Below are 12,478 nucleotides of genomic sequence, written 5' to 3' on the forward strand. Positions count from 1 at the left end.
CGGCGAAGACTCTAAATGATTCAAGCATTTGTGCGAAGGACAAATGTATGGATCAGAGGCGCTTGAGGCGGGCCGCGAAGAAACCGTCCACATCATAAAGGCACTTGGCGTCCTCGCCGCTGGTTTCCGGCGTGGTGCGCAAATAGCCTTCAGCGGTGACGAAACGCTCCGCCCCCGGGATTTCCTCCGGCGCGATCGGCGACAGGACGAGGTCCTGCCGCGCCGCGAGCAGGGCGGCGACGAGTTCTTCGCCCTCGGCGGGGTCGAGCGAACAGTTGGAAAAGACAAGGGTGCCGCCAGGCTTCACCCATCCGGCCGCCTGCTCGGCAAGGCGCCGCTGGAGTTCGACGAGCCGGGCGATGTCTTCCGGCGTCTTGGTCCAGGGAACGTCGGGGTGACGCCGCACGGTGCCGGTGGAAGAGCAGGGAGCGTCGAGCAGGATGGCGTCGAAAAGGTGCGGCGGCTGCCACTTCAGAAGATCGGCCTGCACGATCTCCGCCGTCAGCCCGAGGCGCTCGAGATTGCCGGCAAGCCGCTTGAGACGGTTCGCCGACTGATCGACGGCGGTGACCCTTGCGCCGGCATGGGCAAGCTGCGCCGTCTTGCCGCCGGGCGCCGCGCACAGATCGGCCACGTCCAGGCCTTCGATATTGCCCAACAAGCGGGCGGGAAGGGCGGCGGCGGCGTCCTGCACCCACCATTCGCCCTTCTCGAAGCCGGGTAGCGCCGTCACCGCGTCGGACAGCTTGTCGAGGCGCACGGAGCCACCGGGCAGCACGCTGCCGCCGAACAATCCGGCCCATTTTCCCGGATCGGATTTGACGGTGAAATCGACCGGCGCTTCCAGCCGATGCGCGGTCAGAATGGCGCCTGCTCGCTCGGCGCCGTAGGCGCTTTCCAGCCGGCCGGCAAACCACTCCGGCGCGTCGCGCGTTGCGGCAAGGGCGGCCGGCAGCGACCTTTCCTTGCGGCGGGCAAGATTGCGCAGTACCCCGTTCACCAGGGCGGAAAACCGGCGGGTGCGCGGATCGTCCTTGGCCTGCGCGACGGCCAGGTCGACGGCGGCGCTGTCGGGCACGTCGAGAAACAATATTTGCGTCGCGCCGACATGCAGGACATGCGACAGCGCGTGGGCATTGGCGGGCAGCGGCCGCTCCAGCCGGCTTTCTATAAGGCTCGCGATGGTGTTGCGGTGCCGCAGGGCGCTGACCAGGATGGCTCGCACCAGGGCACGGTCGCGCGGCTCCAGCGCCAGATATTGCGGGTGGCCGTGTTCGTTGTCGGTCAGGGCGTCGAGCGAGGTGCGGGTATCGATCACTGCCGACAGGAGCCTGGCCGCCGTCTTTCGGGCGGCCAGACCCGGCTTGTCGTTATCCGTCGTCGGCATTCTCTTATCCGGTTTGGACCCGGTCTTCGGCCTCACGACCACGGGCCTTTACGTCCTCGGTCCGCGCCTGCGCGGCCCCAGGGTGCGGGCGATTGCGGCTTGCGCTCCGGCCGGGAGCCCCATGACCCCTGATCCGCTGAAGGTTGGCTTGCCGGCGCGGCAGAGAACTCGGCCGCCATCGCCTCAAGGGCGGCGATGCGGTTGCCGGTGTCCGGATGGGTGGAGAACAGACCATCCATGTTCCGCCCCGACAGCGGGTTGATGATGAACATATGCGCCGTCGCCGGATTGCGCTCCGCATCCGGGTTGACCACCTGTTTCGCGCTCCGGGCGATCTTGCTCAGCGCGGAGGCCAGCCAGAGCGGGTTGCCGCAGATTTCGGCGCCGCGCCGGTCCGCCGAATATTCGCGGGTGCGGCTGATGGCCATCTGCACCAGCATGGCGGCGAAGGGCGCCACGATCATCGCGACCAGGATGCCGATGAAGCCAAAGGGATTGTTGTTGCTGCGCCCGCCGCCGAAAAACAGCGCGAAATTGCCGAGCATGGAGATCGCGCCGGCCAGCGTGGCGGTGATGGTCATCGTCAGCGTGTCACGGTTCTGCACATGAGCCAGTTCGTGCGCCATCACGCCGGCAACCTCTTCCGGCGAAAGCCGCTCCAAAAGCCCGGTCGTCGCGGCGACCGCCGCGTTTTGCGGGTTGCGCCCGGTGGCGAAGGCGTTTGGCTGGGGGTTCTGGATAAGATAGACACGCGGCATGGGCAGCCCGGCATTGGCGGCGAGACTGCGCACGATGCCGTAATATTCGGGCGCGTTGCGTTCATCCACCTCGACCGCGTGGTGCATGCGGAGCACCAGCTTGTCGGCGTTCCAATAGCTGAAAAGGTTCATGCCTGCAGCGATGACAAATGCGATCATCATGCCGCCGGCACCGCCGAGCATGTAGCCCACGCCCATGAAGAGCGCTGTCATCAAGGCCAAAAGCATGGCCGTGCGGATCATGTTCATCGTCTTCTTTCCCTGCCAGAGTCAGGTTCTCAGAGCGGTCGCAGAACGAACTTTACTGGGCTATATGATGGGAAGGCGGAATTGCATATTCAATAATGGCCTCATCTATCCCGGAGCGGCAAATTGAACACAAAACCCACATCGAACGATCAGGAAAAACCGGCGCATGGCCGGAGCGACCTGCCCGCCGCGGCGCGCCGGGCGTTGGCCGAGGCGGAAGCCCGGCGGCAGGCGGCGAAAGCGGACGAGCCGCCACGTGAGATCGGCGGACGCAAGGGGCCGGATCCGGCCCGCTATGGAGATTGGGAAGTAAAGGGCATCGCCACGGACTTCTGATCAGGGCCCGGGGGCAGGGTTGCGGAAGAATTGATATAGGAATATCTTCCTTTAATGTTCCGATTCTTCACACTCGTCCTGTTGGTCGCTGTGCCTGCCTTCTCCGGCGGTTTCGCGCATGCGAACGATGCGGTGGTCGGCGGGCCGGTGGCTGCGGAGGTTCTGCGTGTCCTCGATGGCGACACATTCGTCGCCGAAGCGCTGATCTGGCCGAGGCAAAAGATAACGGTCAGCGTGCGCCTGCGCGGCATCGATGCGCCGGAGATCAGGAGCCGATGCCTGGCGGAAAAGGCGGCGGGGATCGCGGCACGGGAGGCGCTCGCCACCTTGCTCGGCCGGCAGGGCGTTACCATCAGCAATATCGGCGGCGGCAAGTATTACGGCCGGGTGATGGCCGACGCCCATACAGCCGATGGTCTCGACATTGCCGAGACCCTGCTGCGACAGCGGCTTGTGCAGGCTTATGACGGCGGCAGGCGCGAACGCAACTGCGAAGCGCTCGCGCTGAACGAGGATGGCAGGTAGCCTATTCCTTGTTGTCGTCGCCTTCTTCTTCTTCGTTGCGACCCTTCAGGGAGGACAGTTTCGCGAACACGGCGTCGGCGTCCAGCTCCTTGTCCTCGGGTGCCTGTTCGGCGGCATTGTCGCCGACATCTAGGCCCTCGGTCTCGGACGCCGGCAGCAGTGTGTCGCCCGCAGCTTCGGCCGGGGGTGCGTAACGGGCGGCGCGATGGACTTCCATATCGAGGTCGATCTGCGAGCACAGGCCAAGCGTCACCGGGTCCATCGGCACGAGGTTGGCGGAGTTCCAGTGCGTGCGGTTGCGGATCTGCTCGATGGTCGATTTGGTCGTGCCGACGAGGCGCGAAACCTGTGCGTCCTTCAGTTCCGGGTGGTTGCGCACCAGCCAGAGGATGGCGTTGGGCCGGTCCTGACGCTTGGAGAGCGGCGTGTAGCGCGGGCCCTTGCGCTTGGACTCGGGAACGCGCACCTTGGGCTCGGAAAGCTTCAGGCGGTATTCCGGATTGGCCTCGCCCTTGGCGATTTCGTCGCGGGTGAGCTGACCGGTCATCACGGGGTCCATTCCCTTGATGCCCTGTGCCGCGTCACCATCGGCGATGGCGCCTACTTCCAGCGGGTGCAGCCTGCAGAAATCGGCAATCTGCTCGAATGTCAGTGCGGTATTGTCCACCAGCCAGACGGCGGTTGCCTTGGGCATGAGTAGTGCGTTGGCCATGGCATAGAATCCTTTTCTTCGCCCGCCTCCCAGGGGCGGGCGGTGGTCAAAGCCACCAATTTGGGTAAATCACGGGCACATATAACGGCATTTTCCCGTGATCGCAATGCGCTTGGAACACTGTCTTTTATTGGCGCCGGCAGGCGACCGTTCGCCGTCCACAGCTCCGTTACAGAACCGTCATCCACCCGTCACGCGCCTGAAACGGTCATCCTCCAATAAGCCTCATTCCATTCAGGCGAGGGAGACAATAATGAGAAGATATATGGTTCCGGGCGCGTTCGCTGCCGCGCTTTCGGTCACAACGGCCATACCGGCATTCGCCGACATGGCCTTCAACCGCGTGGCGACATTCCCGGTGGCCATGAACCTTCCGGCCGATATCGATGCCGCTACCGAGACATCTTCTGAGATCGTCGCGGTCAGCGAAGACGGAAACCTCCTGGCCTACTCCGACAGTCCGCTGGGTGCGGTCGGGTTCATCGATATTTCCGATGTCCGCGCGCCGAAGGCCGGCGGCATCCTCAAGATCGACGGCGAGCCCACTTCCGTGGTTATTTCGCGCGGCAAGGTCATTGCCGGGATCAACACATCGGCGAGCTATGCCGAGCCTTCCGGTAACCTCATGGTCATCGACCTCCAAACCGGGGCCGGAACCGCCTCCTGCACGCTTGCCGGACAGCCCGATTCCGTGGCCGTCAGCAGGGACGGGCAATATCTGGCCGTCGCCATCGAAAACGAGCGCGACGAGGATCTGAACGACGGTGTCATCCCGCAATTGCCGGCGGGGAACCTGCAGGTATTCGCGCTGGATGCCGGCGAGCCGGTTTGCGATACGGTCAAAACTGTGGATCTGACCGGTATCGCCGAGATCGCCGGCGAAGATCCCGAGCCCGAGTTCGTGGACTTCAACGATGCGGGCGAGATCGTCGTCACGCTCCAGGAAAACAACCATATCGCCATTGTCTCGGCCGAAAGCGGCGAGGTCGTCAGCCACTTCTCTGCGGGCTCGGCGTCCGCCGCCGGGATCGACCTTTCCGACAATGGCGCGCTCGACTTCACCGAGCAGGCGAGCGATCTGCGGCGTGAACCGGACGCGGTGAAGTGGCTCGACAATGATCGTCTCGTGACCGCCAATGAGGGCGACTACGAAGGCGGCTCGCGCGGCTTCACGATTTTCTCGAAACAGGGCGAAGTGCTGTTCGATTCGGGCGCGGAGCTTGAGCACCGCGCGGCGATGGCCGGCCACTATCCGGACAAGCGCTCCGACGCCAAGGGCGCCGAACCGGAAGGGCTTGAGGTCAAGCGCTTCGGCGACACGCAATATATCTTCGTGGCGCTGGAACGTGCCTCGCTGATCGCGGTCTACCGCGATACCGGCGATGCGCCGGAATTCGTGCAGGTTCTGCCCTCGGGCATCGGACCGGAAGGGCTGGTTGCGATCCCCGGCCGCAACCTGCTGGTGACGGCCAATGAGGCGGATTTGGTCGAAGACGGCGGCGCGCGGTCGCATGTGATGGTCTACGAGCTCAGCGAGGACCGTGCCGCCTATCCGACGATCCGCTCGGTCATGAAGGACGGCGCGCCGATTGGCTGGGGCGCGTTATCGGGCCTTGCCGCCGATCCTTCAAAGGCCGGCAGGCTCTACGCCGTTTCCGACTCCTTCTACCGTTCGCAGCCGGCGATTTTCACGATAGACGCGGCCGGGGAGCCGGCCGAGATCACTGACCGTATCCTCGTCACGCGGGACGGCGCTCCGGCGCAGAAGCTTGACCTTGAAGGCATCGTGAGCGACGGCGAAGGCGGGTTCTGGCTGGCCTCCGAAGGCCGCAGCGACCGGCTCACGCCGCACGCGCTCTATTACGTCAATGGCAAGGGTGAGATCCGGAAAGAAGTCGCGTTCCCCGCAGAACTCCTCGCGCATGAGATCCGCTTCGGCATGGAAGGCGTCACGCTGGTGGGCGAGGGCGACGATCAGATGCTGGTCATGGCGATGCAGCGCGAATGGAAGGACGATCCCGCCGGCCAGGTGAAGCTGGTCGCCTACAAGCCGGCGAGCGGCGAATGGTCCGCCGTGCGATATCCGCTCGACAAGGGCGAGGCCGGCTGGGTGGGCCTGTCGGAGATCACCGCCCATGACGGCAAGCTCTACATCGTCGAGCGCGACAACCAGATCGGCTCTGCGGCCAGGATCAAGAAGCTCTACAGCGTAGCTCTTGACGGCTTCGCGCCGGCTGCACTGGGCGGCGAGCTGCCGCTGGTGGAAAAGACCCTGGAGCGCGATCTGATCGAGGACATGCGCCGGGCCACCAACGGCTTCGTGGTCGACAAGATCGAGGGGTTCACCATCGACGCGGCGGGCAACGCCTTCTTCGTCACGGACAATGACGGCATCGACGATTCCTCCGGCGAGACGATCTTCGTCAATCTGGGGCAGTTGAAGGCGATGAACTGAACGGGTCGCCGCCGCGCCTGCGACCGAACGCTCTTGAGATGCCCCGGACTTGCGCCGGGGCATTTTCATGACGCTATGCCACGTCCAGCACGATCTTTCCGATGTGGTCGCCTTCCTCCATGCGTTCATGCGCCCGCCAAGCGTCAGCGAGCGGGAAAATCATGTCCATGACCGGGGCAATCTTGCGGGCGGCGAGCAGGGGCCAGACATGGGCTTCGAGCTCCGTAGCGATCTGTCCCTTGAAGGCGGTCGAGCGGGGGCGGAGCGTCGAACCCGTATGGGTAAGGCGCTTCATCATCAGCTTCGAGAAATTGACCGTCGCCTTGATGCCGCTCAGAAATGCGATCTGGACGATACGCCCATCCATCGCCGCCGCCTCATAATTGCGGTCGATATAATCGCCGCCGACCATGTCGAGAATGACGTCCGCCCCGCGCCCGTCGGTCAACTCCTGCACTCTCTCGACGAAGTCCTCCTCGCGATAGTTGATGGCCCGCGCGGCGCCGAGATCCGTGCAGGCGGCGCATTTGACCTCGGTGCCGGCGGTCGCCAGCACCGTCGAGCCGAACGCTGTGCCGAGCTGGATCGCGGCGGTGCCGATGCCGGAGGATCCGCCATGGACCAGCAGCGTTTCGCCGGGCTTCAAGCCGCCGCGCTGGAACACGTTGTGCCAGACGGTGAAGAAGGTTTCAGGCAGGGCTGCTGCCTCGGTGAAGGTGAAGCCGTGCGGAATGGCCAGCGCATTGGTTCCATGCACGGTGCAGTATTCGGCATAGCCGCCGCCGGGCGTCAGCGCCGTCACATGGTCGCCCTTGCGCCAGCGCATGACGCCGTCGCCGGTGGCCACCACTTCGCCGGCTACTTCCAGCCCCGGCAGGTCGGACGCGCCGGGCGGAGGCGGGTATGTTCCCTTGCGCTGGGCGACGTCCGGCCTGTTGACGCCGGCGGCGCGCACGCGAATGAGAATTTCGCCTTCCTTCGGTTTGGGCAGCGGACGCATCTGCGGCTTCAACACCATCGGCCCGCCGGGCTCGGTGATCGCAATTACCGTCATCATTCCTGGGAGATCGAGTGGCGACATGATCCCAAACCTTTCATATTGCCGGAGGAAACACAGGCGGGTCATTGAATTGCCCACCGAATACCATCTTATGTATTCTGCGAATCGTATGTGGCAACGGATGTCGGTTATGGGCACTGAAGACGAAGACGCGGTAAAGGGAAATCCCCAGTTCACGCTTGGCCAGGACCTGTCCACGCTGTCGGTCGAGGAGTTGAAGCGCAGTATCGACCTGCTGCAAAAGGAGATTGCGCGGATCGAACAGGAGATAGCAGCCAAGGATTCGACCAAGGCCGCGGCCGAGGCAGTATTCAAGGGCGGTTGACAGGCCGAAGACCGTCGAACGAGCCGGGTGCGCCGGCATGCGACGTCAGGCATGATTCCGAAAAGTGGGGACAGGTTTTTGGAAAAGATCATGCTCCAACAAGGGGATTAATCGGGATGACGGTTCTCCGAAAAATTATCCCGATCTAAAGAGGGGCATTCATGCTTTCATCCTTCGGCTCCATCATTGCCCTGCTTCTGGGCACGGCATTTCTGCTGGCGGGCTCCGGGCTGCACAGCCTGCTGCTGCCGCTGCGGGGGCAATTCGAGGGGTTCTCGACAGCCTCTCTCGGTCTTCTGGGCACTGCCTGGGCCGTCGGGTTCATCGGCGGCTGTTTCCTTGCGCCGCGCCTGGTGCGCCGGGCGGGCCATGTGCGTGCCTTCAGCGCCTTTGCCGCGACCGCTGCGATCGTCGCCCTCTTGTCCGGCATGTGGGTGGATTCGGTCGGGTGGATCATATTGCGCATTTTCACCGGCTTCACCATGGCCGGGGCCTTCATGGTCATCGAGAGCTGGCTCAACGAGCGCTCGACCAATGAATCGCGCGGCACGATCTTCGGCTTCTATATGATGGTAACCCATTCGTCGCTGATGGCCGGACAGCTCGTCGTCACCTCGGCCGATGTCTCGACGGCTATGCTGTTCATGCTTACGGGTATCCTGTTCTGCCTGGCGCTCATTCCGACGGCCATCTCGTCGGCGGTAACGCCCGCGCCGCTCGCCGAGGTGTCCCTCGACGTCAAGGGGCTGTATCAGAACTCACCGGTGGCGGCGATCGCCTGTGTGCTCGTCGGCGTGGCCAACGGAGCATGGGGCACGCTCGGCGCCGTCTACGGCGCGGAAATCGGCATCACGACGGTGCAGATCGCGGTGATGATGAGCATTGCCGTTCTGGCCGGCGCAATCGGCCAGATGCCGGCGGGGCGGCTTTCCGACCGGACCGACAGGCGCTATGTGATGGCGGGCGCGGCATTCGGCTCGGCGCTGGTGGCCATCGCCATCTTTCTGATGGCGCCGCGATCGGGCTGGATCATCATCGCCATGACAGCCGTCTATGGCCTGATGGCCTATACGCTCTATTCGCTGGCCGTCGCCCATGCCAACGACCACGCTGCGTCCACGGATTTCGTGAAGGTGTCGAGCGGCCTTCTCCTGCTCTACGGTTTCGGCACGATGGCCGGGCCCATTCTCGCCGGCGTGCTCATGCAGGGGCTGCGGCCGGAAAGCCTTTTCCTGGTCACCGGGGCGGCTCATCTGGGCGTGGCCGGCTATGCCATGCTGCGCGTTTCCCGCCGTGCTCCGGTCCCGGTCGAGAAGAGGGAGGCGTTCAATGTCCTGCCGGCCGAAAGGGCTGTCACGCCGCAGGCTCTCATGCTCGATCCGCGCGCCGATTCGGAGGACGAGCCGGGGTCGCCGCCTGCTTGATTCTCAACTTCACACAACTACTTCCCGAAGGCCCATGCGAGCCTTCGGGAATGCAAGTGCCGTAGCTCCATCGTCCCGGCCACCGCACGGCGATCCAGGCCCCGCAGAAGGGGCTGCCGGTTCTGAAGTGCGCTGGGGCAAGGACTGGGGCCGTGCTCTATGCCGTTCTTCCAACAGGTCCCGGACAGCCCTTTGGGCTTCCAGGACGACCAAGGAAGAGAGGCTCTGCACAACCATCGTGCCCGACAGCATCTGCCCGAAAATCGGAATCGATTTCCGGAAAGCACGATGCGTAGGCTCGAAGAGCTAGAGCGTCCTTGCGCAGCGTCCGAATGGACGCCCGGCGCTCTAATGTCGCGTAGCGCCGACCCGTATCTTTTCTATCTCGTCCTTGATGGCCAGCTTGCGTCTTTTCAGCTGGGCGATCTGCAGAGCATCGGTTGACGGATGCAACAATGCATCATCGATTTCACGTTCAAGATCGCCATGTTTGCGCTGCAATTCGGCAAGATGGGACTCAAGCGACATGGTATGCTCCCTTCGGTTCCTCGTGGTCCGTATGAAACACCACCCGCCCTATTGGTGACGGTACGATGACACTGTGCCATCCTTGTGGCAGCTTGTCGAATGGCCCGTGGTAGGATTTCGCCGGGGTGCAAAATGTGATATTAGGCGGCGCCGTTGCGGGAGACGAAACGGGCTGGCTGCCGTCGGCTTCCGGCAACCGCCGGAAGCGATCCAGGAGATGGTGCATATGCGGCGGAGTGACATCGGATCGTGAACAGATCGGACCAGGATAAGGCGGATATCCGCCTTGAATTCGCGCGCCTGAAACAGGATCATGCCGACTTCGACGCGGCCATCAACGCGATGATAGCCACCGGATGCGACCCCTTGCGGATCCAGCGGATGAAGAAGAAAAAACTCGCGCTCAAGGACCGTCTGCAAGAGCTGGAAGACCGAATCATTCCCGACATTATCGCCTGAGAACCCTTTAAAAATGGATCGGGCCCGCCTTGCGGCGCGTTGCCGCTTGGAATAGAGCAGCTTCATTCCATCTTGAATCTGACGAGCCATCTTGAATCTGGCTTGAAATCTCGCGGGACATGACATGGACAGCAAACGCGCCGACGTCGCCATCATCATGGGCAGCCAGTCGGATTGGGCGACCATGCGTCATGCGGCCGAAACGCTCGAGGCGCTTGGTATCGGCCATGAGGCGCTGATCGTTTCCGCCCACCGCACACCTGACAGGCTCTACGATTTCGCCAAGGGCGCGAAGGGTGCGGGGTTTCAGGTCGTCATCGCGGGTGCCGGCGGGGCCGCCCACCTGCCCGGCATGACCGCGGCGCTGACCCCGCTGCCGGTATTCGGCGTCCCGGTCGAATCGCACGCGCTTTCGGGGCAGGATTCGCTTCTTTCCATCGTGCAGATGCCGGCGGGCATTCCGGTCGGCACCCTCGCAATCGGCCGGGCCGGAGCGGTCAACGCGGCGCTGCTTGCCGCCGCCGTCCTGGCGCTGCGTGACGCGGACCTGGCCAAGCGGCTGGATGCCTGGCGGGCCGAGCAAGCTGAAAAGGTCGCCCAAAAACCGGTGGATGAAGCATGAGCCGGCCGCTTTCGCCGGGGCAAACGGTCGGCATCATCGGCGGCGGACAGCTGGGCCGGATGCTGGCCATGGCCGCAGCAAGGCTGGGCTTCCGCATCGTGGTGCTGGAGCCGGACCCTCATTGCCCGGCGGCGCAAGTCGCAAACAGCCAGATCGTCGGGGCCTACGACGACGGCAAGGCGCTGCAGCAGCTTGCCGAGGCGAGCGACGTGATCACCTACGAATTCGAGAATGTGCCTGTCGTGGCGGCGCGAGCGGTGGCCGAACGGACTTCGCTTTTCCCGCCGACCGAAGCGCTGGAGGCGGCGCAGGACAGGCTCACAGAGAAGATATTTCTGAATTCCACAGGGATATCCACGGCCCCGTTCGTTTCTGTGGATAGCGACGAGAATCTGGCCCAAGGGCTCGCGCGCTTCGGCGGCAGCGGCGTGCTCAAGACAAGACGCCTGGGCTATGACGGGAAGGGACAGCGTGTTTTTCGCAACGCGCTCCCACGACAGGCCGCTGGCGTTCATGCGGCATTGGGCGGAGTGCCGCTGATCCTCGAGGGTCTCGTGCCGTTCGAGCGCGAAATCTCCGTCATCGCGGCACGCGGGAGAGACGGTGCCGTGGTCGCCTACGATGCGGCCGAGAACGAGCATCATGAAGGCATTTTGCGTCAAACGCTGGTGCCGGCCCGCATCCCCGCTGCCACCGCCAGGGCCGCGCGCGACGCCACTTTTCAGATTCTGGAAGAGCTTCACTATGTCGGTGTCATCGCCGTCGAGTTTTTCGTGCTTGGCAATGGCGCGATCGTTGCAAACGAGATGGCGCCGCGCGTGCACAATTCTGGTCACTGGACCGAAGCCGCGTGCGCCTGCTCGCAGTTCGAACAGCATATCCGGGCCGTTGCCGGACTGCCGCTCGGCGGCACCGACCGCCTGGCCGACTGCGTGATGCAAAACCTTTTGGGCGATGAGCAGGATACTGCGCCACAGCTCTTGGCGGAAAAGGACGTCGTCGTGCATCTCTACGGCAAGACGGAGAGCCGGCCCGGCCGCAAGATGGGCCATTTCACACGCCTGATCCGCAGCTGATTCCGGAATTCTTTCGGCAAACCGATTTCCGGCCGCGGGCGGAATCGCGCTGGATGGAATACATCAGGGAAGTGGGCAGGAAATGTCGCCTTCCTCGCATTCGGTCAGCGATTTCAGTGCGTCCGCGCGGCTCTGCGTGATGTCGGCCGTACAGTTGGCAAGAAGGGTCGGGTAGATCGAGCCCGTGCGGCTGTCCACGGTGCGGAACGCGCATTCGGCATCGCGGAACCTGATCCAGGCGCGTTGGGCTTCCCGCAGTGCCTTTTTCGCCTCGGGCCGATCGTCCAGGCGCGACATGACATCCTTGTAGACGGCATTCAGCTCCGCGTCCGCCGTCGCCGCCTGTTTCCCGGCGCACAGGTTCATTTCGACCTGTGTCGTGGGTTCGTTACAGTCCTGGGCACTGGCGGGGTGCCCGATAAAAAGGGCAGCTAGTCTTACTGTGTCATAAGTTTCGTTAACGATTGATTGCGACAATGGCGATTCGCGCTTCAAATGGAGGGAGCTATGGATCGCCAGGATGGAATCGAAACGAGTGAATCGCGTTTTGCAGCCTATGTCG

General features: G+C 63.5%; 14 protein-coding genes. 8 read left to right on the forward strand and 6 right to left on the reverse strand.

Going from position 1 to position 12,478, the window contains the following annotated elements; translation table 11 throughout:
• Positions 1-52 precede the first annotated feature (52 nt).
• Positions 53-1,387 (reverse strand): RsmB/NOP family class I SAM-dependent RNA methyltransferase, encoded by a 1,335-nt coding sequence (locus N1058_RS04750; RefSeq protein WP_265516333.1) that lies wholly within the window; start codon positions 1,385-1,387, stop codon positions 53-55.
• A 32-nt stretch (positions 1,388-1,419) separates the two neighbouring features.
• A complete protein-coding gene (gene htpX, locus N1058_RS04755) occupies positions 1,420-2,394 on the reverse strand; it encodes a zinc metalloprotease HtpX (protein ID WP_265516334.1) in 975 nt (324 codons plus the stop codon).
• A gap of 123 nt (positions 2,395-2,517) precedes the next feature.
• Between htpX and N1058_RS04760 the strand changes: the two genes are divergently transcribed.
• Positions 2,518-2,730 carry a DUF1674 domain-containing protein gene (locus N1058_RS04760; protein WP_265516335.1) on the forward strand — a complete coding sequence of 71 codons (213 nt, stop codon included), beginning with the start codon at positions 2,518-2,520 and terminating at the stop codon, positions 2,728-2,730.
• A 54-nt stretch (positions 2,731-2,784) separates the two neighbouring features.
• On the forward strand, positions 2,785-3,255 hold the full coding sequence (locus N1058_RS04765) for a thermonuclease family protein (protein ID WP_265516336.1): 471 nt from the start codon (positions 2,785-2,787) through the stop codon (positions 3,253-3,255).
• Between the two features lies 1 nt (position 3,256).
• Here the strand turns inward: N1058_RS04765 and N1058_RS04770 are convergent, their stop codons facing one another.
• Positions 3,257-3,967 carry a DUF1013 domain-containing protein gene (locus tag N1058_RS04770; protein ID WP_265516337.1) on the reverse strand — a complete coding sequence of 237 codons (711 nt, stop codon included), beginning with the start codon at positions 3,965-3,967 and terminating at the stop codon, positions 3,257-3,259.
• A 253-nt stretch (positions 3,968-4,220) separates the two neighbouring features.
• On the opposite strand from N1058_RS04770, the gene N1058_RS04775 reads away from it, so the two are divergent.
• Positions 4,221-6,422 (forward strand): esterase-like activity of phytase family protein, encoded by a 2,202-nt coding sequence (locus tag N1058_RS04775; protein ID WP_265516338.1) that lies wholly within the window; start codon positions 4,221-4,223, stop codon positions 6,420-6,422.
• Positions 6,423-6,495: 73 nt separating this feature from the next.
• Here the strand turns inward: N1058_RS04775 and N1058_RS04780 are convergent, their stop codons facing one another.
• The gene (locus tag N1058_RS04780) at positions 6,496-7,503 is read right to left on the reverse strand and encodes an NAD(P)H-quinone oxidoreductase (RefSeq protein WP_265516339.1); all 1,008 of its coding nucleotides are present in this window, start codon (positions 7,501-7,503) and stop codon (positions 6,496-6,498) included.
• A 109-nt stretch (positions 7,504-7,612) separates the two neighbouring features.
• Here N1058_RS04780 and N1058_RS04785 point away from each other — a divergent pair, with 109 nt between their 5' ends.
• Both N1058_RS04785 and N1058_RS04790 read left to right on the forward strand, forming a co-directional pair.
• On the forward strand, positions 7,613-7,807 hold the full coding sequence (locus N1058_RS04785) for a DUF1192 domain-containing protein (protein WP_338040615.1): 195 nt from the start codon (positions 7,613-7,615) through the stop codon (positions 7,805-7,807).
• Between the two features lie 161 nt (positions 7,808-7,968).
• Positions 7,969-9,231 (forward strand): MFS transporter, encoded by a 1,263-nt coding sequence (locus tag N1058_RS04790; RefSeq protein ID WP_265516341.1) that lies wholly within the window; start codon positions 7,969-7,971, stop codon positions 9,229-9,231.
• Positions 9,232-9,579: 348 nt separating this feature from the next.
• Here the strand turns inward: N1058_RS04790 and N1058_RS04795 are convergent, their stop codons facing one another.
• Positions 9,580-9,759: a YdcH family protein gene (locus N1058_RS04795; protein ID WP_265516342.1), complete on the reverse strand. Its 180-nt coding sequence runs from the start codon at positions 9,757-9,759 to the stop codon at positions 9,580-9,582.
• A 249-nt stretch (positions 9,760-10,008) separates the two neighbouring features.
• On the opposite strand from N1058_RS04795, the gene N1058_RS04800 reads away from it, so the two are divergent.
• The 3 genes from N1058_RS04800 (at position 10,009) to N1058_RS04810 (ending at position 11,916) form a co-directional block, all read left to right on the forward strand.
• Positions 10,009-10,218, forward strand: coding sequence for a YdcH family protein (locus tag N1058_RS04800; RefSeq protein WP_265516343.1), 210 nt, complete (start codon positions 10,009-10,011; stop codon positions 10,216-10,218).
• A 124-nt stretch (positions 10,219-10,342) separates the two neighbouring features.
• Positions 10,343-10,840, forward strand: a complete 498-nt coding sequence (purE, locus tag N1058_RS04805; RefSeq protein ID WP_265516344.1) for a 5-(carboxyamino)imidazole ribonucleotide mutase — start codon at positions 10,343-10,345, stop codon at positions 10,838-10,840.
• Complete coding sequence (locus N1058_RS04810) at positions 10,837-11,916, forward strand: 5-(carboxyamino)imidazole ribonucleotide synthase (protein ID WP_265516345.1); 1,080 nt, start codon at positions 10,837-10,839, stop codon at positions 11,914-11,916. The genes purE and N1058_RS04810 overlap by 4 nt, the downstream gene beginning before the upstream one ends.
• Before the next feature lie 63 nt (positions 11,917-11,979).
• On the opposite strand, the gene N1058_RS04815 is transcribed toward N1058_RS04810, so the two are convergent.
• On the reverse strand, positions 11,980-12,478 hold a 499-nt coding region (locus N1058_RS04815; RefSeq protein WP_265516346.1), incomplete at its 5' end, for a lysozyme inhibitor LprI family protein.

This window comes from Nitratireductor luteus (genome assembly GCF_026162365.1).
GTDB lineage: Bacteria > Pseudomonadota > Alphaproteobacteria > Rhizobiales > Rhizobiaceae > Chelativorans > Chelativorans luteus.